The 26,561-nt window shown below is 54.1% G+C and carries 22 protein-coding genes; 14 read left to right on the forward strand and 8 right to left on the reverse strand.

Translation table 11 applies throughout. The annotated features are described in order from the left end of the window. Positions 1 to 51: 51 nt before the first annotated feature. Both BM485_15805 and BM485_15810 read left to right on the forward strand, forming a co-directional pair. Positions 52 to 1,641 carry an imidazole glycerol phosphate synthase subunit HisH gene (locus tag BM485_15805; protein OKY74077.1) on the forward strand — a complete coding sequence of 530 codons (1,590 nt, stop codon included), beginning with the start codon at positions 52 to 54 and terminating at the stop codon, positions 1,639 to 1,641. A gap of 136 nt (positions 1,642 to 1,777) precedes the next feature. Further along, positions 1,778 to 2,998: an IS256 family transposase gene (locus BM485_15810; protein ID OKY74078.1), complete on the forward strand. Its 1,221-nt coding sequence runs from the start codon at positions 1,778 to 1,780 to the stop codon at positions 2,996 to 2,998. Between the two features lie 81 nt (positions 2,999 to 3,079). Here the strand turns inward: BM485_15810 and BM485_15815 are convergent, their stop codons facing one another. After that, on the reverse strand, positions 3,080 to 3,847 hold the full coding sequence (locus BM485_15815) for a hypothetical protein (protein ID OKY74079.1): 768 nt from the start codon (positions 3,845 to 3,847) through the stop codon (positions 3,080 to 3,082). A 168-nt stretch (positions 3,848 to 4,015) separates the two neighbouring features. Next, positions 4,016 to 4,684: a hypothetical protein gene (locus BM485_15820; GenBank protein OKY74080.1), complete on the reverse strand. Its 669-nt coding sequence runs from the start codon at positions 4,682 to 4,684 to the stop codon at positions 4,016 to 4,018. 605 nt (positions 4,685 to 5,289) lie between these two features. Here BM485_15820 and BM485_15825 point away from each other — a divergent pair. Next, complete coding sequence (locus BM485_15825) at positions 5,290 to 5,874, forward strand: hypothetical protein (protein OKY74081.1); 585 nt, start codon at positions 5,290 to 5,292, stop codon at positions 5,872 to 5,874. 131 nt (positions 5,875 to 6,005) lie between these two features. Further along, the gene (locus BM485_15830) at positions 6,006 to 6,449 is read left to right on the forward strand and encodes a hypothetical protein (GenBank protein ID OKY74082.1); all 444 of its coding nucleotides are present in this window, start codon (positions 6,006 to 6,008) and stop codon (positions 6,447 to 6,449) included. Between the two features lie 57 nt (positions 6,450 to 6,506). Here BM485_15830 and BM485_15835 read toward each other — a convergent pair whose 3' ends face one another. Continuing rightward, positions 6,507 to 7,796, reverse strand: a complete 1,290-nt coding sequence (locus tag BM485_15835) for a hypothetical protein (GenBank protein ID OKY74083.1) — start codon at positions 7,794 to 7,796, stop codon at positions 6,507 to 6,509. Between the two features lie 324 nt (positions 7,797 to 8,120). Between BM485_15835 and BM485_15840 the strand changes: the two genes are divergently transcribed. After that, on the forward strand, positions 8,121 to 9,587 hold the full coding sequence (locus BM485_15840; protein OKY74102.1) for a CDP-alcohol phosphatidyltransferase: 1,467 nt from the start codon (positions 8,121 to 8,123) through the stop codon (positions 9,585 to 9,587). Between the two features lie 93 nt (positions 9,588 to 9,680). Here the strand turns inward: BM485_15840 and BM485_15845 are convergent, their stop codons facing one another. From BM485_15845 to BM485_15860, 4 genes are all read right to left on the reverse strand, one after another. Beyond that, the gene (locus tag BM485_15845) at positions 9,681 to 11,690 is read right to left on the reverse strand and encodes a hypothetical protein (protein ID OKY74084.1); all 2,010 of its coding nucleotides are present in this window, start codon (positions 11,688 to 11,690) and stop codon (positions 9,681 to 9,683) included. A gap of 462 nt (positions 11,691 to 12,152) precedes the next feature. Further along, positions 12,153 to 13,994 (reverse strand): cell division protein FtsH, encoded by a 1,842-nt coding sequence (locus BM485_15850; protein ID OKY74085.1) that lies wholly within the window; start codon positions 13,992 to 13,994, stop codon positions 12,153 to 12,155. Positions 13,995 to 14,040: 46 nt separating this feature from the next. Continuing rightward, complete coding sequence (locus BM485_15855; GenBank protein OKY74086.1) at positions 14,041 to 14,568, reverse strand: YeeE/YedE family protein; 528 nt, start codon at positions 14,566 to 14,568, stop codon at positions 14,041 to 14,043. After that, positions 14,568 to 15,083 carry a YeeE/YedE family protein gene (locus BM485_15860; GenBank protein ID OKY74087.1) on the reverse strand — a complete coding sequence of 172 codons (516 nt, stop codon included), beginning with the start codon at positions 15,081 to 15,083 and terminating at the stop codon, positions 14,568 to 14,570. Before BM485_15860 ends, BM485_15855 begins: the two co-directional genes overlap by 1 nt. Before the next feature lie 261 nt (positions 15,084 to 15,344). On the opposite strand from BM485_15860, the gene BM485_15865 reads away from it, so the two are divergent. The 5 genes from BM485_15865 (at position 15,345) to BM485_15885 (ending at position 23,103) form a co-directional block, all read left to right on the forward strand. Then, positions 15,345 to 15,788 carry a hypothetical protein gene (locus tag BM485_15865; GenBank protein ID OKY74088.1) on the forward strand — a complete coding sequence of 148 codons (444 nt, stop codon included), beginning with the start codon at positions 15,345 to 15,347 and terminating at the stop codon, positions 15,786 to 15,788. A 16-nt stretch (positions 15,789 to 15,804) separates the two neighbouring features. Continuing rightward, positions 15,805 to 17,931 carry a hypothetical protein gene (locus tag BM485_15870; protein ID OKY74089.1) on the forward strand — a complete coding sequence of 709 codons (2,127 nt, stop codon included), beginning with the start codon at positions 15,805 to 15,807 and terminating at the stop codon, positions 17,929 to 17,931. Continuing rightward, on the forward strand, positions 17,924 to 18,130 hold the full coding sequence (locus BM485_15875) for a hypothetical protein (protein OKY74090.1): 207 nt from the start codon (positions 17,924 to 17,926) through the stop codon (positions 18,128 to 18,130). The genes BM485_15870 and BM485_15875 overlap by 8 nt, the downstream gene beginning before the upstream one ends. A 116-nt stretch (positions 18,131 to 18,246) precedes the next feature. Then, positions 18,247 to 20,802, forward strand: a complete 2,556-nt coding sequence (locus tag BM485_15880) for a hypothetical protein (protein ID OKY74091.1) — start codon at positions 18,247 to 18,249, stop codon at positions 20,800 to 20,802. 87 nt (positions 20,803 to 20,889) lie between these two features. Next, complete coding sequence (locus tag BM485_15885) at positions 20,890 to 23,103, forward strand: hypothetical protein (protein ID OKY74092.1); 2,214 nt, start codon at positions 20,890 to 20,892, stop codon at positions 23,101 to 23,103. A 126-nt stretch (positions 23,104 to 23,229) separates the two neighbouring features. Here the strand turns inward: BM485_15885 and BM485_15890 are convergent, their stop codons facing one another. Next, positions 23,230 to 23,448: a hypothetical protein gene (locus BM485_15890; GenBank protein OKY74093.1), complete on the reverse strand. Its 219-nt coding sequence runs from the start codon at positions 23,446 to 23,448 to the stop codon at positions 23,230 to 23,232. Positions 23,449 to 23,682: 234 nt separating this feature from the next. On the opposite strand from BM485_15890, the gene BM485_15895 reads away from it, so the two are divergent. From BM485_15895 to BM485_15910, 4 genes are all read left to right on the forward strand, one after another. Continuing rightward, positions 23,683 to 24,225, forward strand: a complete 543-nt coding sequence (locus BM485_15895) for a hypothetical protein (protein ID OKY74094.1) — start codon at positions 23,683 to 23,685, stop codon at positions 24,223 to 24,225. Between the two features lie 217 nt (positions 24,226 to 24,442). After that, positions 24,443 to 25,204 carry a recombinase gene (locus tag BM485_15900; protein OKY74095.1) on the forward strand — a complete coding sequence of 254 codons (762 nt, stop codon included), beginning with the start codon at positions 24,443 to 24,445 and terminating at the stop codon, positions 25,202 to 25,204. Further along, positions 25,185 to 25,355 carry a hypothetical protein gene (locus tag BM485_15905; GenBank protein OKY74096.1) on the forward strand — a complete coding sequence of 57 codons (171 nt, stop codon included), beginning with the start codon at positions 25,185 to 25,187 and terminating at the stop codon, positions 25,353 to 25,355. Before BM485_15900 ends, BM485_15905 begins: the two co-directional genes overlap by 20 nt. Further along, positions 25,355 to 26,437 (forward strand): IS91 family transposase, encoded by a 1,083-nt coding sequence (locus tag BM485_15910; protein OKY74097.1) that lies wholly within the window; start codon positions 25,355 to 25,357, stop codon positions 26,435 to 26,437. Before BM485_15905 ends, BM485_15910 begins: the two co-directional genes overlap by 1 nt. Positions 26,438 to 26,561 lie beyond the last annotated feature (124 nt).

Raw genomic sequence — 26,561 nt, forward strand, 5'->3', positions numbered from 1 at the left:
AAGGGTCAGGAGTCAGGAGTCGGGAGAATTTTTTATCACGGTGTACAGGATATGATCACGTTACTCGATTATGGAGCAGGCAATGTGCGCAGCGTGCGCAATGCCATTAAAAAACTGGGCTTTGAGGTGCGGGACGCGAAGAGCCCTGACGATATCCGCCGGGCGGAACGGCTGGTCTTCCCCGGCGTCGGCAGCTTCGGCAAGGCCATGGAACGGCTGCGCGACATGGGCTATGTGGAGCCGCTGCTCCACCATATCAGAAGCGATAAGCCTTTTCTCGGCATCTGTCTCGGCTTGCAGACCCTTTTCGAAGGCAGCGAGGAGTCGCCGGGCGTGGCCGGGCTCGGCATCATTCCCGGCCGGATCAAGCGTTTTCAGCTGACGGATCTTTCCGTGCCGCAGATCGGCTGGAACGGTATCAATATTCGGAAGGGTTCTCCTCTTTTCATCGGCTACAAGGGGGAAAAGCTCTACTTCGTCCATTCCTTTCGCGCCACCCTGCAAGACGACAGCCGGGAGTGGCTGCTGACCACCACCGATTACGGCGAGGAATTTGTCAGCGGCGTGCAGAAGGGCCGGGTGGCGGCGGTGCAGTTCCATCCGGAAAAGAGCGGTGAGGCGGGGTTGAATATTCTCCGGAATTTTCTGCGGTGCGATGATCTGGGGGCTTTAATTCATGCCCCGGGCAGCGGCAATATCGTAAAAACCAGGATGGCCAAGCGGGTCATCGCCTGCCTGGATGTGCGCAGCAACGACAACGGCGACCTGGTGGTGACCAAGGGGGATCAGTACGATGTGCGGCAGGAGGGGGAAGTGCGCAATCTGGGCAAACCGGTTGAGCTGGCCCGCCGTTATTTTGAAGAGGGCGCCGATGAGGTGACCTTCCTCAACATCACCGGCTTCCGCGATTTTCCCATGAAGGACCAGCCCATGCTCGACGTGCTGAAAAGCACTTCGAAAAATGTCTTTGTGCCGCTTACCATCGGCGGCGGCATTCGTGAGTTTACCGATTCGGAAGGCAAACATTATACCGCGTTAGATGTGGCCTCCGAATATTTCAGAAGCGGGGCGGATAAGATTTCCATCGGCAGCGACGCGGTTTTCACGGTGGAGGAGTTTCTGCGGAGCGGTATAAAAACCGGCAAAAGCTCCATTGAACAGATTTCCCTTGTGTATGGCGCCCAGGCGGTGGTGATTTCCATTGATCCCCGGCGGGTCTATGTGGCAAGCCCGGAGGAGACGGGGCATCACACCATCCGCACCGCCTTTCCCGGACCAAACGGCGAAGAGTATTGCTGGTATCAGTGCACGGTCAAGGGCGGCCGGGAAGGCCGTGACGTGGATGCGGTGCAGCTGGCCCGAACCTGCCAGGAACTGGGGGCCGGTGAGATCCTGTTGAACTGCATCGACAAGGACGGCACCAACAGCGGCTTTGATCTCGAGCTGATCAACCAGGTGAAACAGGCGGTCACCATTCCGGTGATTGCCTCAAGCGGCGCCGGCCGGGTGGAGCATTTTTCCGAGGTGTTCGCGAAGACCGCTGCCGAGGCGGCCCTGGCCGCAGGAATCTTCCACCGCAAGGAAGTGCCCATTGCCGCAGTGAAGGAGCACATGCGGAAGAAGGGGATCGAGACGCGGTAGTTGTGGGAAAGAGAGTGGTGAGGAGATTCGGTTCGTTTAGGCAGAAGATCATCTGAGAGAGCGAGGGTGTAAAATAGTTTGTGTAAATGGCTATGACTGAGTAAGTCAAAAAACTACCCTTTAAAAAGGAGCTCATATGGCCATTGATAAAGAAATTTTGGATCGTTTACTTGCCGACTACAATTACCAGAAGCCCGAAGAACTGATCGGTGAAAACGGGCTGCTCAAGCAGCTCACCAAGGCCTTACTGGAGCGGGCGTTACAGGCGGAAATGACCGTCCACCTGGGCCACGAAAAACATGGAACCATCGTCACCAAAGGCGGTAATGCCCGAAATGGTAACTCTGCAAAGACCATCAAGGGCGACTTCGGTAAAATGCCGATTGAGGTCCCGCGCGACCGCGACAGCAGTTTCGATCCGGTCATCATTCCCAAAGGGCAAACCCGCTTTCCCGGCTTTGACGACAAGATTATCTCTCTCTACTCCCGAGGGATGACTACCAGGGAGATTCAGGGGCACTTGGAAGACATTTACGGAGTTGATGTCTCTCCCACCCTGATTTCAACGGTCACCGATGCCGTTGCTGACGAGGTTAAAGTTTGGCAAAATCGCCCGTTGGACCCCATTTATCCCATTGTTTACATGGACGCTATCCGGGTTAAGGTGCGCGACAATGGGCATGTTAAGAACAAGGCGGTCTATCTGGCTATTGGCATCACCATGGACGGCGTCAAGGATGTCCTGGGAATGTGGGTTGCCGAAAACGAGGGCGCCAAGTTCTGGTTGCAGGTAGTGACTGAGCTAAGAAACCGTGGCGTGCAGGATATTTTCATTGCCTGCGTCGATGGCCTCAAGGGTTTTCCTGAAGCCATTGAGACGGTTTTCCCCTTCACCCAGGTCCAGCTCTGTCTCGTCCACATGGTGCGCAATTCCCTGAAATATGTCTCATGGAAACAGCGCAAAGAGGTGGCTGCGGATCTCAAGGCCATTTACCAATCGCCAACAGCCGAGCAGGCCGAAATGGAACTGATGACCTTTGAAGAAAAATGGGACAAAACGCATCCGTCCATCGGCCAATCCTGGCGAAGAAATTGGGAAAGAATCACCCCATTTTTTGCGTATTCGCCCGAGATACGCAAGGTGATATATACCACCAATGCTATTGAGTCGTTGAACATGTCACTGCGCAAAGTTACCAAGAACCGGGGTTCATTTCCCAATGACGAGTCGATGCTTAAACTGCTTTACATGGCGCTGAACAATATCGCCAAAAAATGGACTATGCCAATCAGAGACTGGAAGGCTGCCTTGAACCGCTTTTCAATCTTGTTCGGCGACAGAATGCCTGCATATTGAAAATTAAAAATGAAAACCGTTTACACAAAATTCTTTACAGGCCCGAGAGAGCTTGAAATTTTCATGTTTCTCCATTCTTCCCTATTTTTTACATTTTTTTGACTTCATGCTTTCAACAGCTCTCTCCCCGTGCTCTTTCATCGAATCGTAGGTACCAGAGGCAAAGTCAGCCGCTTTTACTCTTTGTTCCTTCATCGCTTCACAGGCACCTGAGACACAGTCCGCAGTTTTTTCAATTGCATCACCAGTCGTTTTCTTAACTTTATCGAAAGTATCAACGACTTTATCGATGAGCTTTTTTGTCACATCATAAAGTGTCTTCCCGAATTTTTCTGCTGTCGAGCTTATGTATGTCTTAATTTCATCGAGATTCTTTGACGTCAACAACACCTTCGTCTTATCGATGACATAATGAATTACGGATCGGATCATTTCGATCCCAATCTCCAACCCACGACTAATTTTTTCGAGCATTTCGTTTCGCTCTTGATCAGTCAGCGCACCCCAACCGTAATAGAGAGCACCGACCGCTGCGCAAGTCATAGAGATTGGATTTATTGGTGCAGTCACAATAGTGCCGGCTGCCAACAAAGGATTTCCGAGTATCATTTGTCCAGCAGCGATGATTGCAACAGGAGTAATGAAGCCAATTCCGAATCCAAATTTTGCCATCTCTAAAATACTGCCGGTTCGAGAGACAGTGGGATTCTCGGCCCTTTTCATCTCTTCAATGTGATCGTTTAGAAAATCGTTAATACTTTTGGCCGTGCCATAGAGAATTCGGATAGAATCAACCATTCCGGTCGCAATCGTAGCACCGGCAATCCACGACGTGGCAATCGGGGTCATGATTTCCTCCTTCGTATTCTTCCAAGTTAGTATCTATTTCTTGGTGTCTACTTCAGCCTAATATTTTTGACAAGCGAAATATGGAGTATTTTACACATTTTCTAATCCGATATCATTCATCAGAAATAAAAAAGGCAAAGCCAAATGAATGACCCTGCCTTGGTGTGTCTATGCTGAAAGATGAGATTGTGCTTTCTTTTTTCTGCGTGCGGTGATGATTCCAGCCAACCCTGTTCCCATCAAGAGCATGGTGGCTGGTTCAGGTACGGGTTCCGCCGCAACATCACCATCACGGACAGCCCAAACAAAAAAGTCATTTCTTTGCCAGTAATCACACTGCGTACCCCCGTTAAAATTGAATCCTATAGCGCCGGGATCGTAGGATGGATAGGAATTGACCGTGAGGCTGGTCCAGTATACGTAGTCCTGTACGTTCCTGAAAAGATCTAAGTTCGCTGTATCACTAACCATGTAGACTGAAGACCCTCGTTCGGCACCTAATTCTTCAAAGAAGAGATGTCCAATTTCACCGTATGTGCAATCCCATTCATATGAACAATTCGGTTCCGCAGTCGGCAAACGCCAATCATCGAAACCCGCGAAAATGAGAGTGTCAGCCCAAGCTATCGCATTGTCCCAAGTCATTCTACCGTCTGTGGTTGATCCTCCATTGTCATAGGCTGATCCCGCACCGAGGTTCGTGTCTTGGAGCCATGTAATGTTGAGATCGGTATCGTAAATCAAGCCACCTCCTCGATCAATGAGTGTGGCTTGGGCAGCGGTGGCAAAGAAACTGAGAACTGAGAGCAGGGTGATGGCGGTAAACGAGTGTTTCATGGGAATCCTCATTTTTGAGAGAGGTGGGATAGAAGTAGTCGGTTTTTTGAATTGGAGAGTCGAAATAAACGATCGTGCTCGGCCCCTTTTCATCTTCGAAACCTTCAATGTGACTACCAATGATTGTTAAGTAATAGCCGGAAATTCTTTCGAAATCAATATAATTGTTATGCCGCATTCCCAGTATATTTTGAAGTAGTCGTTCCCAAGACACAGTTCCAAGATTAACACCGTTTTCTAACAAGAAGGCGAGTTTTTATGCGTTAGCCCCTTTGGCCATCTCGGTCATTGGGGCTTTTTTTTTATTCCCCAACATAAAGGAGAATCTATGCAACATGAAGAAATCGTCACTCAACTTCCCGCCAACCCCTCAGAGATCGTCTATGCGATCACCATGGAGACCCTCTTGGCAGCAATTGTACACCGCCTGGGTGAGGAGGCCCTTACCCTGACCGAGGAGGATTTGGCTGAATTTGGGGGACACCTTACCTGTAATTTCCCATCTCTGGTGTATGTGCAGCCCCAGCACTTTGAACTTGACTTTCTTTCGGCAAGTCCATATTTTGTACCGAACGGTTGGTTTTTTTTGAGTTCAAGGGGAAGGCATGACGGCAAGCAAGGGCGAGATAACCCGAAATCACATACTGAAGACAACCAGAAAACTGCTGATTGAAAAAGGCTTTTATCATACCGCTATCAGTGAAATAATTCAGGCGAGTGGAGTAAAAAAAGGCAACCTCTATTATCATTTTGCCGGCAAGGAAGAGCTGGGCCTGGCGGTTCTCCAGGATGCCCGGGATGAGTTTTTTGTTTTTCTGGAAAAGTCTTTTCAGGGGGATGATCCCATTGAAAAGGTTATTCGTTCCTGCGAGGCGATATTGACGGAACAAAAAAAGAATAATTTCGTGGGCGGTTGTCTCTTCGGCAACACGGCCCTGGAGATGAGTGACAATAACGACAGGTTTGCCGTGGTCATCAACGAAGTCTTTTCCGTTTGGACGGATGTTCTGGAGCATTATTTCGAGGATGCCCGGAAGCGGGAAATTCTTTTGAGTCCCATTCCTTCCCGGCTTCTGGCCAAAACAGTGGTCGCGGTTATTGAGGGGGGCATCATGATGTCGCGGGTGAGCAAAAAGGAAACCGACCTGGCTGATTGCGTCCGGTCATTGAAAATGATCTTGGGGAAGTGACTTTTTGGGCGGGAAAAAGGAGAAAAATGGGTCGAAATCGCATGTCGAATATTGGAAAAAGAGAACAAGGAAGGTCGGCGATCACATTGCGGCACAATAAATTACGTCACTTTTGCTCAGGAGGTGGAATCATGAAGAAAATCGTCGTGGCGGTCTGTCTGCTCGGTTGTGCGTTTGTTTTTTCCGGGTGCGCCCTGAAAAACGGCGCCGGTCCCCGTTTCGTTCCGCTTAATAAGGGAATTTGCCGGGACACGGTCAGCGGTCGGATGTGGCAAACTGAAAAGGGCAGATATGCAAAAAGCCTTCAAGAGGCCAATGACGTCATCGCTGAACTCAACAGGACAAGCGGCTATACTGACTGGCGCTTGCCCTCCGTTGCCGAACTTTACGATCTGAATTACCTGTTTGATCTGCATCAGAACGGTGAATGCACCCTGGATCGGGAGGGGTCATACTGGTCGGTGGACAAAAGCGGAGAAGGCGTTGTCGGCGCGTGGGAAATTTCTGATCAATGCGATCCGCAACGGAAGTACGCTCCGGGGACAAAGGGCTATGTGCGGGCGGTGCGGCCTTGACGGGGCGAGCGGGCAAGATGAAGGAAACGCTTTTGGGGTGAAGGGAATTCTTGCCCGTCACCCGCCGTTTTCCCGTTTCTTTTTTTCCCTTTTGCACTGGTACATGACCTCGTCTCCGCGGGCCAGCAGCTCCTCGATGGTACATGGTTCGTCAAAGGAGTAGGAGACCATGCCGACACTCATGGAAAGTTCATAGGCGCGGTCCGGTTCCAAGTTGATCTCCGCAATGTGCTCCTGCATCCTTTTGACCACCGGATGCTCACAGATTGTCCCGGGTTCGCCCAGCATGAGCACGGCGAATTCGTCTCCCCCCAGTCGGCCGATGCCGATGACATCGGTTTTGCGGAAGGTGGATTTCAGCACCCCTGCCGCCTCAATCAAGGCCTGATCACCGACGGCGTGACCCAGGTTGTCGTTGATCCATTTCATTTTATCCAGATCCATGTAAAGCAGAAACAGGGATTTGTCGAGCCGTTCGGCAAGATGCAGCTGGTTTTCCGCCATCTCAAGGAAGCCGCGCCGGTTCAGCAGGCCGGTCAACTCGTCGGTGACGGACATCTCCTTCAGCCTGTTTTCCATCTCCTTGCGCTCGGAAATATCCCGGAATGACTCAACCACCCCGACAAGATCGCCTTCCACGTCATGGTAAGGATATGCGGTGATGAGGCAGGGGATGACTTTGCCGTTGCGGTTGGCGATGTTCTTTTCGCACTCCACCCGTGTTTCACCGTGAAGAACTCTGGACACCGGGCATTCCGGGGTATTGCAGGACGGGCTGCCGAGCACCTCATGACAGGGAAGCCCGATGATATCTTCATCGGTGAGGCCCATCAGCCGCTTGAAGGTGCGATTGACCCGCAGGACTATGTAATTTTTATCGACAACCCTGATGCCGTCGGCCGCGCTGTTCAGGATCTGGGCAAGCTCGGCATTGGCGTCGGCCAGGGCCTTGGCCGCCTTTTCCCTGGCTTTCACCTCGTAGCCCAGTTTGGTCATGGCCTGCTGCAAATCCTTTGTCCGCTGTTCAACCCTGAGTTCCAGCTCATCCCTGGCCTTGAGCAGCAGTTTTTCTCCGTCGATGATTTTGGCAATGGTATTTCTCGTCAGTTTGATCATGAGAAAAACGAAAAAAGCCCCGCCCAGAAAGACAATGCCGGTAACCAGATCGGTGGGCAGGGGCAGTTGCCTGATCTGGATGATGATAAAGGTGAGATAGCCGACAAGAAAAAAGGCCATCAAGCCGGTCAAGGTTTTCCAGCTCCGTTGATAACTTGACGGAACATCCTTGCCGGCTTTTACGCCCAGGATGATTGAGGCGCCCATGAAAAGCGCGCCCATGAGCACCATGACTATTGATAGGGATTGCCAGGAGTTCATTCAGTGGAAATAGTTGAGTTTGTATTGTAACTAATTGAATTTGTTGATTTAGTATGTTGTCGATTATTATATCACATCAGCCGCTTATTGGGAGAAGTTTTTCTCATTAATGCACAATCACGTGAATTCATTGACGATAGACAAGAAAAGATGGGACGGGCGGAGATTTTTATTTGATTTGACATATTGGCGTGTGCACAGTTAAATGTGGGTGTCGTCAAGTAGCGATTTTTAAATTTGTCTTGTTTTTTTAATAAGTTATAGATTGTTTGGGAAGACGTTTTCATGTTTTCAATGCAAATACCCAAAAAAATTTCCACCGTACTCATTTACGGCAGGCCGCCGCTGGTCTTCTGCGCCATGCTCTGCGCCCTCGGCACCATGTGGAACAACAGCCCGACCCTGTATGTCAGCGGGGTGTCCCTGCTTTTTGTTTCCATGATTTTTGACCTGATGGACGGCTGGTTCGCCGTCCGCTTCCAGCCGCACCCGGTGCTGGCGAGCCTTGCGGAGCGGCTCATGGACAAGGTGGTTTATTCCATCAATTTCCCCCTGGTGGCGGTGGGTACCATGTGGCGGCTGCTGCAGCAGGGCGGGGAGTACAGCAGGGGAGATCTGCTGCACGCCATTCTGGTGCTGCTTCTCTGCATCGCCGTGCTCATTCGCGATCAGTTCGCCCATTTTATCCGACGGCACAGTCTGCAGGACGAGATCGGCGCCGAGTCAAAGGAATTTACCCGGTTGCGGGCCATTGTCGCCGCGCCGGTCGGTCTGCTGCTTTATACCTATGTCTTTTATGTTCCGGCCGGCACCGCCTCCTATCTGCACGGACTGACGGAGGTTTTTGCCTCCATTCCGGTGCGCTGGCTGTTTGTCGTCGAAATACTCTTTCTTATCATCAATTTCGGTTCAATCGCCGCCCATCTCCGGAAATATGGCGGAGCCTGCCTTGACGAACTCTGCCTGGATGATGATGAGTTGCGGCGCCGTATTCTTTCTTTTTTCCCCAATGCGCTCACCGTAATGAATGCCATGATGGGTATTCTGGCCGTTTTTTTTGCCTATCAGGGGAGAATGCGGGATGGATACCTGATTTTAATCGGAGCGGCCATATTCGATAAACTTGATGGGGCACTGGCCAGGCGGCTGGGGCTCACCGATACCGGGTCGACAACAGCGATGGGAAGTCGTTTCACCCTGGGCGGTATTCTGGATGACATTGCCGACGCAGTCAGCTTCTGTATTGTGCCCGCGGTGATTTTTTATATCAATCTGGTCGCTTTCCCTTCGCCTCTTCCGGGGGTGTCGGTGGGTTGGGTGGCTTTTCTTTATGCCCTGTTGGGGATCGTCCGGCTCATCTATTTCACCCTGGATCGGACACCCATCCCCGGTTATTTCAAAGGCATGCCGACGCCCGCCGCCGCCTTGCTGGTGGTGGCGCCGCTGGTGCTTTACTGTCAGGCGGGGATGGAGCACGATGTTTCTCTCGTTCGCTTCTGGGGAGCGGTCAGTTTCTGGATGATGCCCGTTGTTTCCCTGCTGATGAATTTTTATCCTGTTCATTATCTGCATTTCGGCCGTTACGTGGACCGTCATCCCTGGTTTGCCCGGTTTTGTTTTCTGAGTTTGCTGTTCTCGCTTTTTACCCCCTATTTTGCCCACCTCGCCCTTTTGTATCTCGTTCTCTATCTTTTGTCGCCTCTTGTCAGTTGGCGCTATGAGCCGGGCCGGGGGGCCTCGTCCGAGGGTGGGGGGCGGTAGGGAATATTCTTTTTGCCATCCGGCTCGCTCCAATAAAAAAAGGCTGTCCCCCATGCGCGGGACAGCCTTTTTTTTATTGGTAAAATTTTGTTGTTAGAACTTATGGCATTTTACGCACTGATACCCTTTCTCAAGATGTTTTTCGTGCAGTTCGTTGCTCTTCCAGGATTTCGAGCCGTGGCAGTCGTTGCAGAGGTCGCTTTTCGGTTTGACCAGGCCGGCCGGTTCCGTGGTATGACAACTGACGCAGAAGAGGCTGGCTTCGCCGCCGGTGTGTTCGCGGTGCATGGCGGTCCAGGAAAGCGATTCCCTCTCGTGGCACAGGGTGCAGTTTTTCACCTTGGCGGGCCAGGTGTGGTAGCCGAGTTCGCCGAAAGGCAGCATGCCGCCGCCGTCCGGGGTTTCACCGCTGCCGTCGTGGCATTCTTTGCAGGACGGGGCCATGGAGGCGGGCTCGACCCCATGTGAGATCAGCATTTCCGCGTCAACGTCAACCATCTGGTAGCCGCCGGTCATGCCCTGCTCTTCCATGCCTTTTTGCACGGCCAGATCAAAGTCGCCGGTCATGAACATCCACATGATGGAGGGTGGGATGATCTTTCCACTTTCGTGCAGCGGCATGAGGGAGAAGTGGCGTTTGATCGGCACGATCTTGGCTTTTCCGTCAAAAGGCGCTCCGTTGGCCTCGGCCATGGGATAGATGCCGCGTTCGTCCGGCCTGATGGTTTGGCCGACGCTGTAAACCTTGGAGGTGCCGTCAAACCAGACGTATTCCGGCTTGACATTGGAAGCCTCGACCTCTTCGCCGACAAATCCGCCCTGGCCTGAGCAGAAGGAGGGGTTCCACACCGGATTCAGCCAATCGCGGGACATCTCGGTTGCGCCGCCCTTGCCGAACTTTCTGATATGGCAGACCTGGCAGGAGAGCTGCCCCTTGGCGTGGCGGTTCAGTGTCGCGTTATCGTGGGGTGAAGCGGAATGGCAGCCCGTGCATTTCGGGTTGGGTGCTTCGGTTTGGCGGAGATCGATGCCGCGGCCGCCGATTTTGTGGTCTTTTGCGCTATGGCAGGCCGTGCAGCTGAGATCGGCGCCACCGGCATCCGCCGACATATGGACGTCTTCCTTCAGGCTGGGGGCCGCGGTACTTTGTCCCATGTCGCCCCGCTTCGTCCAGTCGCCGCCGCCTGCCTTGGCGTGGCAACGGAGACAGGACTGACGGGTGGGCAGGTGGACGTTGCGGGCCAGGTCAACCATGGTGGTGCCGGCCGGCATTTTGGCGAAATCAGGCTCGGTTTGGTAGTTTCCTTCCTCGTCGACCAGGCCGAACAGATAGGTTTTCGTTTCGCCGTTAATGTTGGTGACCGTCTCGGTGTTGTCCGGGTCAGGGACAAATGTTCGCTGATAGGTGTCGCTGTGGCACATCAGGCAGTCCACATCGGTCAGTTCCGGCGGATGGGGTGCATTGCCGTCCGCCCGGACATGGCAGCTGTAGCATGCGCCCTTTGACGAGGGGGCATAGGTGCAGAAGGTGTTGATGCCGTTGACGGCCTTGCCGTCATTGCCGCGGATGTTGGTTACATTCGGAGTGGGGCCGGACCATTGCATGTGAAGGCTGTCCAGCATGTCTTGCGCTTCGATTTCGTGGCAGGCGATGCAGGTTGCCGGGCCATCATAGGACTGAATGGACTGGTGGGCTGCGACCGGTTCCCGTGTCCCTCCGTTTTCGGTCGCTTCGGCCATGACTTGAAACTCGATCCTTTTGGCGGCTTTGTGTTTTTTGGCATCTTGCAGCCGGCAGCGATAATCCCATTCGCCGGTCATTTCATCGGAAGGGATGCTGAAGTTGTATGTCGCGGTTTTCCCTTTGATTTTCATTTTGCCGTTTGTAACGATCCTGGTACCTGATTCGTCCCAGATATCGATCAGGGCGCTTTTCAGGCCTCCTTCCCAGCTGCCTGTGCCGGTGCAGACAAAACGTGTTTTGTCGCCAAGCACGGTGGGAACCGGGTTGATTGACATGTTGATTCCCCTGGCCGCGGCGAAAGCGTCAGTGGAGGAAGCAAACAATGTGACAATGGCGGCGGTGACTAATATTTTTTTCATGCGGCACCTTGTGTAAAGGTTGAGTGAATGGGGTGATGTTGCTTGTTTCTTTGTGACAATGTGGTAGTCAGCATATTTGGTGCCAAGTGTGTTCTTGTGGTGAAATAATGCAATATCTGTATCTAATGTATTGATATGTGAAGAGAAAAAAGATTGAGAGGGTGCGAGCGCGGATTGCTTTCCGGGAATGCGTTTGTCGTAAAAAGGAGACATCGCCCTTGTTTCAGGTGCGACAAAATGCCGCACCTGAAACAAGGGGAACAGGCTGGGATAAAAAGGAAATTTGGTATTTGGGGAAAACGAAAAAACAGGTTGTATTCGTTTGCAGACAGGGTTAAAAAAAATGGCTCCTGTTAGGAAAAAATATAATAATTTTTACTGATGATTTGCAAACGCCCTGTTTTTTGAATGAAAATTTTTTAATGGCAAATCGAAATGAATATTTACAGGGTTGCGGTTGCCTTAGCTGGTGGCCGGATGGGGCGATGTCTGTAAATTTTCGAGCAAAGACGCAAGATTGTGCTCATCAAGGGTCTCTTTTTCAAGCAGGGTCGTGGCGCTTGTTTCCAGGATTTCCCTGTTGTTTTGCAGAATTTTGCTTGCTCGGTCATAGCAGTCGGCAATGATTTCCCGCACCGCCACATCAATTTCCCGGGCCGTTTCTTCGCTGACGGTGCGGGAAAGGGCGGGAACGCGGCCGCCGAGAAAGCTATCGTTGCTGCCTTCGTCGAGATCGACAAAGCCCAGTTTTTCGTTCATGCCGTATTTGACCACCATGCTGCGGGCGATATTGGTGGCGCGGCTGATATCATCGGCCGCGCCGGTGGACAGATGGGAAAAAACGATTTCTTCCGCCGCCCGGCCGCCGAAAAGGACGGTGATTTTGTTTTCCAGTTCATCGCGGGTCATGAGGAAACGGTCTTCGGTGGGGCGCTGGATGGTATAACCGAGGGCGCCGATGCCGCGAGGAATGATGGACACCTTGTGCAGTTTCTCCGACATGCGCAGCCCGGCCCCGACAATGGCGTGGCCCATTTCGTGGTAGGCCACCACCCTTCGTTCCTTTTCGTTCAGCACCCGGTTGCGTCGTTCCAGTCCGGCGACAATGCGCTCGATCGCCTCGTTGAAATCCGCGGTCGTCACCTGCTGACCATTTCTCCTGGTTGCGACCAGGGCAGCCTCGTTGACCAGGTTTTCCAGGTCGGCGCCGCTGAAGCCCGTGCTCATGGCGGCGATGGCGTCAAGGTCAAGATTCTGGTCGATATTTTTGATGTTTTTCAAGTGAACCTTGAGAATGGCGACACGTCCGATCTTGTCCGGCCGGTCAACCAGCACCTGGCGGTCGAATCTGCCGGCGCGGAGCAGGGCCGGATCAAGCACCTCCGGCCGGTTGGTGGCGGCGAGCAGCACAATGCCGGTGGAGGAGTCAAAACCGTCCATTTCCACCAGCAGCTGGTTGAGGGTTTGTTCCTTTTCGTCATGGCCGCCGGAGAACTGCGCCCCGGCTCGCGTTCTGCCGAGTGCGTCAAGCTCATCAATAAAGACGATGCAGGGTGCCTTGGTGCGGGCCTGTTCAAAAAGGTCACGCACCCGGGCCGCGCCGACACCGACAAACATCTCGACAAATTCCGACCCGCTGATGGAAAAAAAGGGGACTGCCGCCTCTCCCGCCACCGCCTTGGCCAACAGGGTCTTGCCGGTGCCGGGAGGACCGACCAGCAGGATCCCCTTGGGCATGCGTGCCCCCAAGCGCCCATAGGTTTCGGGATTTTTAAGAAAATTAACCACTTCGATCAGTTCGTCCTTGGCCTCGTCGGCCCCGGCCACATCCTGAAAGGATTTTTTGGTGTCCGTTTCAACGTAAACCTTGGCCTTGCTTTTGCCTACGGTCATGAAGGAGCCTCCCATGCCGCCTTTTTTGGCAAAATAGCGCATGGCCAGCACCCAGATACCGACGAAAATCAGGGCGGGCACCACCCATGACAGCAGATCATGCAAAAAGGTGCTTTGCACCACGCCGGTCATCTTGATGTTTTTTCCGGCAATGCGATCAGCCAGTTTTTCGTCAACCCGCACGGTGACAAACTGTTGTTTTTCGTCTCCCTGGGGGTCGCGGATGGTGCCGGACAAGGATTTGTCCGTGACATAGAGTTCCGCGATTCTGTCCTCGTCAAGAAGCTCGAGAAACCTGCTGTATGGAATGGTTTCGATCTGGGTAAACCCCACCCACAGATCATGCAGGATCATCACGCCGAAGAGTGCCAGCATGACATATAACATGGTGAAACGATTTTCCTGGTTCATGGGGTCTCCTGCCCGTCAAAAAAAGGATGGAAATGGCCGAGATGGGTCACAGTTTTTTTGCTTCAAACCAGCGAAAAAGCACGATCCCTCCGGCAATGCAAAGGGGAATGATGATCCAGTGGTTGATGCCCAGAGCCTGGGGCAGGGTGATTTTACCGAAGTCGCCCCAGGTGAGAACCGTTTTTTTCATCAACGGGTATGCCTCGGCATACAGCATGCCGCCGGCCAGCATGCCGAGCACGCCCCAGATCGCGTCCCACCTGCCTTCGCCGATGGCGCCGACCTGGGTGCCGGGACAGTATCCCAGCAAGGCCCAGCCGATGCCGAATATCAGACCGCCGACGGCATTGCCGCCGATGCTGGTGGTCTTGATGTCCATTTTTGTTATGAGGCCCAAGTCGTGGCAGAGGTAAATACCCACCATGCCGACCAGCACGGCGCTGAGCATGAATTTGATGATGGTCATGTCCTGCAGCCGCAGGGCGCCGATCTGCTTGTCATAGCGCAGCACCCGGCCGCGCTGCAGAAAAAAGCCGAAAATGATGCCTGTTGCCAGTCCGTATATGAGTTCCATTATCTGTCTCCTCCCCGGTAAAGAAGATAGGCGATGGGCACGCCGCCGATGAAAAAGCAGGCGAGCGCGATAAAGCCGCTGATCGAAAGCTGCATGACGCCGCTCAACCCGTGGCCGCTCGGGCAGCCGTCGGCCAGCCGGGCGCCGAAAATGGCGATGGCGCCGCCGACAAAGGCGAAAAGGGCGCGTTTCCCTTGAGAGTTGCCGAAACGACTGACCCACATGTCCGGCGGGTTCTGGATGCGGAAGCTGTTGGAGGTGATTGCCGAGAAAAAGGCGCCGATCATGATGCCGGCGACGAACATCCACTGCCAGTCGATTTTCGGGGAGACCTTCTGGAAATAGTCGAGTGCGGCGACATGTTCCGGAGCAAAGATTTGTTCAACCATGGCGGCGGAACGGGCAAAGGTTGTTGAAGCACCCAGAAATTTGCCGGTGATCAGGACAGAAAGCACGCCGAGCATGCCGGTGAGCGCGCCGCCCAGATAGGGGTTCCATGCCTTTCCTTCCTTCATTTTTTCCTCCTTGTGTTGTTATTGGTTCAATGGTAAGGAAATTTATATTTTATTACAAAAAAATGATTATTACAGGTATGTTATATGCCATTTTAAGCATCGGAGCAGGGGGAGGCAAGGACTAATTGCGGAATGTGCTGATTTGCCGCGGAACCGGCATGGCCGATCCCGGCAAGCCACCCCCAATCCTGTGCGAACATCCGTGCTCCGGCAGGGATGTTCGCACAACCGTCTTTTGCGGATTGAGACAAGGAGGGTGCCATGAGTCCCCATTTCGGCATGATGGATGAAACAAAAATGAGCAGGGAGGATGCGCTGCTGCTGCGCACCAAGCTGCACTTGCGTTGCGGGGTGCGGCGGATGCGCGAAAACAAGGCGTCCTCGGGGCTTGCCACCCTGTACGATGCGCTGCTTTCCGCCATGCGCTGGTATATTCTCGTTAATCTGCGCCATGAGGTCGGCGCGGAGGATGAAAAAATTGAAAATGAACGGTATGTTTTTTCCCTGCTGCGTCGACACGGCATGCTTGACGGGTCGCTTGATTTGCAGCTGCTGGAGGAGGTTGTCGACAAGGCGTTGATGGAGGAGGATGTGAGTCGCGATCAGGAGAGAATCCTTGCGCAGCTGCAGGCTTTCCTTTATCGCCTGGGCGTGCTGCCCTTTGATGAGTCGGAGCTCCCCGACGAGGATCCGTCCACCTTCTAGGGGGTATGCGGATATCATGAAAAAAAAGAGCCGGGAACTGCCGGGAGAACTTTATCGTCCCGGCGTGCATGACGCGACATCTCCCGCCGACGCGGATGTGAATGATCTCTACCGTTTTGTCTTTGACAACATGAAAAGCGGTGCTGTTGTCTATCGTGCCTTGGAGAACGGGAAAGATTTCGTCATCGTCGACTTGAATCGGGCCGCGCAAAACATGGAAGGAGTGGCGCGGCATGAAGTGATGGGCAAGCGGGTCACCGAGGTTTTTCCCGGGGTCCGCGAGTTCGGTCTCCTGAATGTCTTGCGTCGGGTCTGGCGTACCGGCACGGAGGAGCATCATCCGGTTTCCCTCTACCGGGACAGCCGCATTGCGGGATGGCGCGATAACTGTGTTTACCGCCTCGCTTCCGGTGAAATCGTCACTGTCTACGAGGATGTCGGCGGACGGAAGATGATTGAGGATGAGTTGCGGAAAAAAAAGGAGCTGCTTGATACGATTGTCAATACCATTCCGGATATCATCTGTTTGAAAGACGGAGAGGGGAGATGGCTGCTGGCCAATCAGTATGATCTGGATTTGTTTGCGCTCACCGGCGTCGACTATGTCGGAAAAACCGATGCCGAGCTGGCCCCTTACAGCCGTTTTTACCGTGACGCCTTTCTTGCCTGCATGGATACCGACAACCAGGCCTGGGCGCGGAAAACCCCGTCGCGGGGTGAAGAGCTCATTCCACGTCCGGATGGGCAGGAAAAGGTCTTTGATATTGTCAAGATCCCCCTTTTTAACCCGGACGGCAGCCGGCATGCCCTTGTTGTCGCGGGCAGGGACATTACCGAACGGATTGCCATGCAGGAGTCGTTGCGGAAGAGTGAAGAGTTTCTGCGCATGCTGATTGAGACAACCTCCGAGGGCTATATCCGCATTTCATCGCGCCAGGTGATCATCGAGGTCAATAAGTCTTTGTGTGACATGCTCGGCTTTGCCCGGGAGGAGCTGATTGGCGGCAGTGCGCCGGCCATTGTCGACGAGGCGCACAGGGCCAGGTTCGCCGGATTGCTGACCGAACCGTCGACAACGCACAAGAATTATTCCATTGTCCTGCGGAAAAAAGACGGGGAAAAGGTTTTTACCCTGTGCAGCCCGACCGTGCTTCCGGTTCAAAATGGAGATTCCCCTGGGGCTTTTGCCTTTTTTACCGATATCACCGAGCGAAAAAATGCCGAGATGCGCAACAGGGAAAATGAAAAGCGCTTTCGTCTCCTGTTTCATAATCTCCCCTTTCCCTATCAATCCCTGGATGAAAACGGCATCCTGATCGATGTCAATCGCAAGTGGCTTCGCTCTCTCGGCTATTGCCGGGCGGAAGTGCTGGGAAGGCCGTTTAAGGATTTTCTTGCGTCACCCTTCCGGTCTCATTTCGAGCACAGCTTCGCCATGTTGAAAAAAGAAGGCGTTGCCCGGGATGTGGAGTTCGCCATGGTCAAACAGGACGGATCAACCTTTCTTGTTTCCTTTGACGGTCGTGTTTTGCGGCGGCAGGATGGCGGCATTGAAAAGACTTTTTGTGTTTTTCGCGATATCACCGTGCAGAGAAAGCTTGAGGAGATGCTGGTTTCTTCCCATCATGTCCTGGAGCAGGAGGTGCGGAAGAGAACGGAGGAGTTGCGGCGAAAAGGACACGAGCAGGAGAAGACATTGTTGATCCTGAAGCAGAAGTCGCAAGAGCTGCAGGAAGCAAATACCGCGCTGAAGGTTTTGCTGGAGCAGAGCAGCAGGGCACAGCAAAGCAGCGAGGAAAAGATCGCCGCCAATATAAAAGACCTTGTGACGCCCTATCTCGACGAACTGGAATTACAGTTGTCCGACCGGCGGGCCGCTGTTTATGTTGATATTCTCCGACAGAATATCGCCACAATCACCTCTTCCTTTCTCCGGACCGTTGCCTCGAAAACAGTCGGCCTGACCCCCCGCGAACTGCAGGTTGCCGACCTGATCCGCCAAGGGCGAAGCAACAAGGAGATCGGTGAACTGCTGCGACTGTCTGCGGGAACAGTGGGGGTCTACCGCAACAACATCAGGGAAAAGCTTGGCATCAAGTCCAAGAAGATCAATCTGCGTTCCTTTCTTCTCAGTCATGAATGATGCCGTCGACGCGGCGGGAGATTTTTCCCGGCCGCGTCGTTTTCCGACCTCGGCGGCTTGCCTTTTTTTCTTTTCTTCCAGGGTGTTGCGTGTCCTGTTTCTGCTTTCTCCTTTCTCTCTTTTTTCGCGAGTTTTTCAAAATAAAGTATATTTCTGCTATATGTTTTTTATGTCTTTTTGCTATGTTGACACAAAGTGATAATTGTTGTTAACTGCCCGGCGTGACGGGCTGCCGCCGAAGGCAAGCCTTGCGACGCGGCTATCGCGTTTCGGTTTTTGATGAGATGAAGTGCTGTTGTGGACAGGCGTGGAAGAATGAGTGAGAAGAGTAAGGCGATAAGTATTGTTTTTCTGGTTATCAGTGTTTTGTCATTGTTTTTCATAGTTCTCGGTATTCGGTTTCATAACCGGACAATTGATGAATTTATCGAAAAAGAAAAAAAAGAAATCGATACCCTCATAGCAAGCCAGCATGATTACGGGCTTGGTCCGTATGAACATCGGATATCAAATTTGCTGCAGACGAGTGAAAATATCGTGGGCAGCTTCGCCGCCCGGGACCGGGAGGCTCTCCGCGCCACGGCCCTGCCGAAATTTGCCGCCTTGAAACGGGAGAATGCCGCCTTCAGGATAATGCATTTTATTCTGCCGGACGGCTCGAGTTTCCTGCGCCTGCATGATCCTCTCCACTTTGGTGATGACCTGCGGCACAAGCGGCCGATGATCGATGCCGCCTGCTCCTCTTCCGTCAAGCTGACGGGCTATGAAACCGATGAATACGGCACCGCCTATCGTATCGTTTGTCCGGTGCTGTCCGGCGGCGCCTGTGTGGGATTTCTGGAGTTCGGCATAGATATCTGCGGCATCACGCAAGCCCTTGAACGAAAGACCGGCTCGGCCATTGCCGCTTTTCTTTTGCCCGGCGGGGAAGGAGAGGCAGAGCGTTGCTCGACCCATTCCTGTTCACTGGCCGACGGGAAAGTGATCATCAGCAACCCGCAGCTGTTTGCCGGCTTTCCGCCTGATTTCGATTTCAGTCAGGACGGTCGCGAAATCGACGTCGGCGATAAAGATTACATTGTGCACTCCCATGCCGATTTTGTCGATTTTTCCGGCCGGATCATCGGCGGGGTGATCGCGCTCCAGGACATCACGAGCGGGGTGAGGCAAAAAAAGCTCTTTATCGTCAAGGCGGTGGTGGTCAGCGTGATGCTCCTCAGTCTGGCCCTCGCCGTGCTCTATGCGTCCTTCGGTTCCTTGCTTGACAAGCTGCATCAGTCCCGGCAGGAGCTGGGCGGTATGGTGCGCAAGTTGTCGGATGAGATTGCCGCCCGTGACAAGGTGCAGGAAAAGCTTGAAAACGCCCAAAGAAGCTGGGTGAAAACATTTGATGCGATTTCCGATATCGTCACCCTGCAGGATGAGGGGATGAGGATTCTCCACATCAACCGGGCCGGCTGCGACCAGTTCGGCGCTCCTGCCGCGGAGCTGCGCGGCAAGCTCTGTTACGAGCTGTTCTGCAACGGGGATGTCCCCTGCGAGGGGTGCCCAATCCGCTATGCCTGGCAAAATCACCTGCCCTATACGGCGGAAATAAGGCACGCCAGTCTGAAAAAAATCTTTCTCGTGTCTGCCACGCCCATCGCCGGCGAAACCGGGGGGATCGAAGGGGTTGTGCACTTTGCCAAGGATATCACTGCCTTTAAGGAAATGGAAAATCAGCTCTTTCAGGCGCAGAAGATGGAATCCATCGGCAGGCTCGCCGGCGGCGTGGCCCATGATTTCAATAATATTCTGAGCGCCGTCATCGGCAATGCCCAACTCAGCCTGTTGAAGATGCGCGAGGGCGGGGAGGTGACGGAGGAGATCAATATCATTATCAAGGCGGGCGGCAAGGCGGCGCGGCTTGTCAAGCAGTTGCTGGCATTCAGCCGCAAGCAGGTCAACAAGCCGGTTTTGCTGGATTTGAACAAGGAGCTGCGCGATACCTGGGAAATGCTGCGGCGGCTGGTGGGCGAAAGCATAGAAAGCACTTTTCTGCCGGGGACAAATCTCTGGCCGGTGCTGGCCGATCCGACCCAGATCGAGCAGGTGATCGTCAATCTTGCCGTCAATGCCAGGGATGCCATGCCGGCCGGCGGCAGATTGACCATGGAGACGGCAAATTACATTGCCGGTGAGGCGGGATCAGATGGTGAAAGCTTCCTGAAGCCCGGCCTGTATGTCCGGCTTTCCGTTTCCGACACCGGCATGGGCATGAGCGACGAGGTGAAAACGCACATTTTCGAGCCGTTTTTCACGACCAAGGAGCAGGCCCAGGGCACGGGACTCGGACTGGCAACGGTTTACGGCATTGTCACGCAGAACCATGGAGATGTTTTTGTCCAAAGTGCGCCGGGGGAGGGAACACGGTTTGACATTTTTTTTCCTCGGGCAGTGGCGCCTTTCGCCGGGGAGTATGAGGAAAGCCGCGACGACTGGCAGGAGATCGGTTTTTTATCCGGCGGCAAGGAAACGATCCTGCTGGTCGAGGATGACGTGCTGGTGCGGCGGATGAGCGAAGAATCGCTTCAGCGGTTTGGTTATACGGTTCTGGCCGCAAAAGACGGCGAAGAGGCCTTGGCGTTCTGTGCCGGTCGGCGCGGGAATATAGATCTGCTGCTGACTGATATTGTTCTGCCCGGCATCAACGGAATTGTCCTGGCCGACAAAATCGTCGCGATGTGCCCGGATATCAAGGTTTTGTATATGTCCGGGCACATCGATAACAGTGTTGTCAAGCAGTGTGCGGCGACAGCCACGAAGAATTTTATGCAGAAGCCGGTTTCCCCGGCTGTCCTGGCGCATTCCGTGCGCCACGTGCTCGGCTGAACATGCCCCGGCCGGTCCGAGCCGGCGGTGATTCCTGCCGGCGCACCATTTCATTGCCGTGCTCCGCGCAGGAAAAATTGCCGGACGGTGTTCTTTTTTGAAGGAGAAAAGAAAATGACCTTGCGATTGCGCGATATTGCCATGGGTAAAAAGCTGTTGCTGCTCTTTTTGCTCATGGGTATTACCCCTCTTCTTGTCTCGGCGGGCTGGTCCAGCCGGCAGGTGACCCGGGCGCTGATGGAGAAATCGTTCGATCAGCTGGCAACGGTGCGGGGTATTAAAAAAGATCAGGTGGAAAAGTTTTTTGCCGGGTGCATGCGTGACGTCGAGATTCTTTCCAAGAGCAGTGACGTGCATTTGATGTACCAGGAGCTCGTGCGCTATCATGTTGAAACCAATGTCCAGCCGGATGGCCCGTATGATGTGTCGACGGCTGCATACAAAAAAATATGGGCGGAAAAGAGCGGCGACCTGGCCAATTACATGAAGAGGTACGGCTATTATGATATTTTCATCATCTGCGCCAAGCACGGTCATGTCATGTACAGCGCGGCGCAGGAAGCCGATCTCGGAACCAATCTGGTGCACGGGCCGTATCGGGAAAGCGGGCTGGCCCGCTTGTGGCGGCGGGTTGTGGAAAACAAAGCGCCTGCCTTTGTCGATTTTTCCGCATACGCCCCCAGCAAGGGCGACCCCGCCGCCTTTATCGGGCATCCGGTGTTCAATGCGGCCGGTGACCTGGTGGCGGTGGCGGCATTGCAGCTTTCACCGGCAACGATCAATGCCATCATGAACCAGCGTGACGGGATGGGAGACAGCGGCGAGGCATATCTCGTCGGTCCGGACAAACTGATGCGCTCCGATTCCTTCCTTGATCCTGAAAATCATTCAGTCAAGGCGTCATTCTCCGACACCACCGGCAAGGGAAAAGTGGACACGGAGGCGAGCCGTTCGGCCCTGGAGGGGAAATCGGGAAGCGCACTCATCGTCGATTATGAAGGCCATGACGTCCTGTCTTCTTATGCCGCGGTGCAGATCGTCGACACGCGCTGGGCGCTGATCGCGGAGATAGAAAAAAGGGAGGTCAGGCAGCCGGTCCGCATGCTGTTGCGCTCCATTTTCGGCGTGATTGTCGCGGCCGGCGTCATCCTGGGTATTGTTTCATTGGTGGTTGCCCGGCAGATCGCCGGCCCCCTTGCCCGGGCCATGGAGTTTGCCGGTTCGGTCGCCAAAGGCGATCTGTCCGGGGAAATCCATCTTCAGCAGCAGGATGAAGCAGGACAACTGGCCCGCGCCCTTAATGTCATGGTCGGCAATCTCCGCGGGATAATGACCACTATCGGCGACAACAGCAGTCGGGTCGCCCTGGCCTCGGATGAGCTGTCGGTTTTGTCCCGGCAAATGGCTTCGGGCGCGGAAGAGTTGTCATCGCGGTCCGAGGGAGCGGCAACGGTCACGGACCAGATCAGCGGCAATATGAAAAACCTGTCCGTCGTTGCCCACGGCATGAACGGCAAGTCGGCGGCCATTTCCGCCTCGGCGAAAGAAATAGCGGAAAATATCACCACCGTTGCCGCCGCCGTCGAGGAATTGACCGCCTCCATCAGCGAAGTTTCGCATAACTGCCAGCGGGCTGCCGAGCTGTCGGGAAGGGCGAATGAACTGGGCATGCTGTCCAGTGAAAAAATAGGGCGGCTTGACCGGTCGGCGGCAGATATCGGCAATGTCATCAATATCATTACCGAGATTGCCGAACAGACAAAGCTTCTTGCCCTGAATGCCACCATCGAGGCAGCCAGGGCCGGAGAGGCCGGCAAGGGATTTGCCGTGGTGGCCGGCGAGGTGAAAGAGCTGGCCCGGCAAACCGCGGATGCGACAAGCGATATTTCCCGGCAGATAGGAGAAATGCAGTTCCAGACGGGAACGGTGGTGAAAAATATCGGTGAAATGGCGGAGATGAACCGGGATATCAATGAAATCAACATCACCATTGCCGCGGCGATTGAAGAACAGTCCGCCACTACCGGGGAAATTGCCAGGGCGGTGGCAACGAGCGCGGAAGGCGCTTCGACCGTCTCCCGGACCATCAGGGATCTGTCCGTCAGCATCGAGCAGGAGGTTGGTCGAAATGTTGATGAAACGAGCATGGGGGTGGGCGAGGTGGCTTCCGCCATTCGCGGCGTCAGTAACGTTTCCCGGGATACCGCCTTGGCGGCCGCGGCGATTCGGAAAGCCGCGGAGCAGCTGGCGGAGCTTGCGGCCGGCCTGCAGGAGCAGATGAGCAGGTTTCAATTAAAGTAAGCGGCGGCGGGGTTGCGGGCGCGACTTTTTTCCGGAGGCGACAAGAGAAACGATGGCACCCGAAAAAAAAGAGCTGCGGATTTTCCGCAGCTCAGGAGAAGAAACCGGCGTGATCAGGCGGTTGCTTTAATCACAGAACCCCTGACCGGGACCGGCATGTTTGGTGTTCCAGTGACAGGCGCAGCAATCAAGGGTGCCGTCCTCAAGGATTATTGTCTCCGGGACATTGACGTAATCGGGGACCGGAACAAACTGGTATTTGGCCCAGTCGCTGTGGCCACTGGCGATACCGATACCGATAAGTAACAGAGCTCCTCCGGCAAGCAGTGCGGCAACGTTCTTCATACTTCTTCCTCCTTTTGTCATTTTAAAATCGGAAAAAGCATAATTCCCCCATAATTCCCTCCAAATTATGCGGCAACTGAAATGCCCTCTAACCCTAATGAAATTGGTGGTGATCTTCAATGATTATTTCCAGTTTTTCAGTCTGCCGGCAAAAAAAATACATTGGGCAAGGATTTTTTGGTAGGGTAGGATTTATCCGGGGGCGTGATTGGTGCCATCGTGCCTTCGTGGTGGATGACGGGACAAAAAATCGGCCACGCCGTTTCGTTTTCGCTCCTCTGGAAGGCGAATTTTGGGCAAAAAAAATGGGAGGCGGCTTGTGCTCACATGGTAAAGAAGCTTGGATTTATTATTGTTACCCATGGCGACATCGGCAATGCCCTTCTTGAGGTTGCCCGTTATATTCTCGGTCGCCCGCTTGACAACTTCACCGCCGTGAAGGTGCCTTTTATGAGCGAACTGAAAGGGCGTCCGGAAGCGGATGTCTCCGCCCCCTTTGCCGCCCGTGAGCAAATGATTCGGCAGGGGATCAACGATGCCGGGAAGAAGATGGATCAGGTTGACGGCACCGTGATCCTCACCGATGTTCTCGGCGGCACCGGATTTAACGTGTCCTGGGAACTCATGAGTCACGATGCCGGGGCCGTCATTGCCGGCGTCAATCTGCCCATGGTGCTCAAGGCGGCGGAAATCAAAACAACGGATCCCGTTGCCGCCGCGGCGGAGCTGGTGGACCGTTCATGCCGGGCCATCGTCTGCCGTTCATCTGCACGCTGAACACGGACAACGGTTCAACGGAAGAAGGCGGTGTTTTCTCAGCATGCTACTTCAGCTTGAACTTTTTGTTGGACGAAGCCGCTACGCGGCAGACGAGTCACGAGCGAGCTTGTTTATCCATCATTAACATGTTGTAATCTCACGGCATACGGTAATAAGTAGAGAGTGGCGGAGCAAAGGCGAGGCCGCCGCATCAACTATTACCAAGGAGGTTACAATGAACACCACCATGCCACAAGATTCCCTCTTCAACAAGCAGTATCAGAAACACCTGAAATGCCTCAAACTGGGCGGTCTGCAGCCCAAGACCATCGACGCCTACGCCAGGGCGATCCGGCGTATCGGCAACTATTTCGATTGCAGGATTGACAACCTCAACTCCGGCCAGTTGCTCGACTATTTCACGGAACTCCTGGACACGCATTCCTGGAGCGCGGTCAAGCTCGACCTCTACGGCCTGAAGTTCTTCTATTCCGGGGTACTGAACAAACCCTGGGAAGATATCCCCCTGATCAAGCCTCCCAAGACATCCAGAATCCCTGACATCCTGTCCGTCGAGCAGACGGAGCAACTATTTGCCGCAACCAAAACCTTGAGCTACAAGGTCTTCTTTTTTACCTGCTACAGCATGGGCCTGCGCCTTGGCGAAGGCATTCGACTCACAGTCGGCGACATCGACGCAGGCAACATGCGGGTCCATATTCGTGATGCCAAGGGTAACAAGGACCGGCTGGTGCCGCTGCCAGACAAGACCTTGCGGGTGCTGCGGGAGTTCTGGGCCATGCACAAGCATCCCCGGTTCCTCTTCCCCAGCAGGAAAAGAGGTCTGAAAAATGCCCACCTGGTTGATTTGCCCCTGGACAGGGGCGGCATTCAAACCACCATGCAGACCGTTGTCCGGCAACTCGGCATAAAAAAAAATCTCATGCCACTCCCTGCGTCACAGCTATGCCACCCACATGCTGGAGGCCGGGGTTGATCTGCTTGAGCTGCAGCAGATCCTTGGCCATGTCAGCATCCTGACCACCGCCAGATACACCCACCTGACCTCCACCACGGCCAACAATGCGAGACTGGCCGTCAATTCCCTGGTCAACTCCCTGGACATCAGATGGGGAGGGCGTAAATAATGCTGCTCTCCACGATCATCAACAAGTTCAGGGACAGCTTCTTCCGCACCTACAACAAAAATCTCCTGTCAGGCCACATCAAGGCTCTGGAGTCCATGGCCCGATGCAGATACGAGCATGGACCGCACATGCTGGCCCGTTGTTCGGACCACCGGTGCGGCGAACGGATCTATATTCCCCATTCCTGCGGCCACAGAAACTGCCCCCATTGCCAGAACCATGAGAGCCGGCAGTGGCTGGAAAGCCAGCTTGACAAACGACTGCCGTGTCAATACTACCTGATCACCTTCACGCTGCCCGGGCAGATGCGGGATCTGGCGTGGAAACACCAGAAAACCGTTTACGCCCTGATGTTCAGGGCAGTACAGGACCTCCTGAAATCCTTCACCAATAACGACAAAAAACTCGGCGGATCAGCGGGATTCACCGCCATCCTCCACACCCATTCCAGAACCCTGGACTATCATCCGCACATCCACGTTGTCATGCCCGGAGCAAGCATCAACCCGCAAACCGGGCTGTGGAAGGAAAAATCCGGGAAATATCTCTTCAGCCACAAGGCCATGGCCAAGGTCTTTCGGGCGAAGCTGCTCCAGACCCTGGTCGAAAACAAGCTGCCGGTTCCCCATGATTGCCCCGATCAGTGGGTGGTTGACTGCAAGGACGCGGGCAACGGCGAGAAGGCCCTTATCTATCTTGGCCGTTATCTGTACCGGGGTGTTATCCGGGAAAAAGACATCCTGCACTGCCGGGACGGCATGGTCACCTTCCGGTATCGCCATGCCAAAAGCGGAGAAGACCGGACCCGAACCGTCAAGGGCGAGTACTTCCTCTACCTGCTTATGCTCCATGTGCTGCCCCGAGGGTTTCGACGGGCAAGGTCGTATGGTTTTCTCCATGCATGCAGCAAAAAGCTGCTCCGCTTCCTGCAGCTGGTGCTGCGGGTCGCGCCATGGCGCGCCCTTGTCCGCAACCTGAAGCAACGGCCGGCTATCATCTGCCCGGCCTGCGGGGCCGCCATGGTGATCGCCGCGACAATGATCGCCCGGCCACCGGCCATGGCCGCTCCGTTACGGCAATAGACGAGCCGGAGGCATCGGGTATGTAAACGAAAGCCGTGAACTTGCCGAGGACACAAGCCGGATTGCACCGGGACGGGACTCCTGCGCCCGAAAAACGCCGGAAATCAGCGTAAAGCAGCATGAT

Source organism: Desulfobulbaceae bacterium DB1 (assembly GCA_001914235.1).
Lineage (GTDB): Bacteria > Desulfobacterota > Desulfobulbia > Desulfobulbales > SURF-16 > DB1.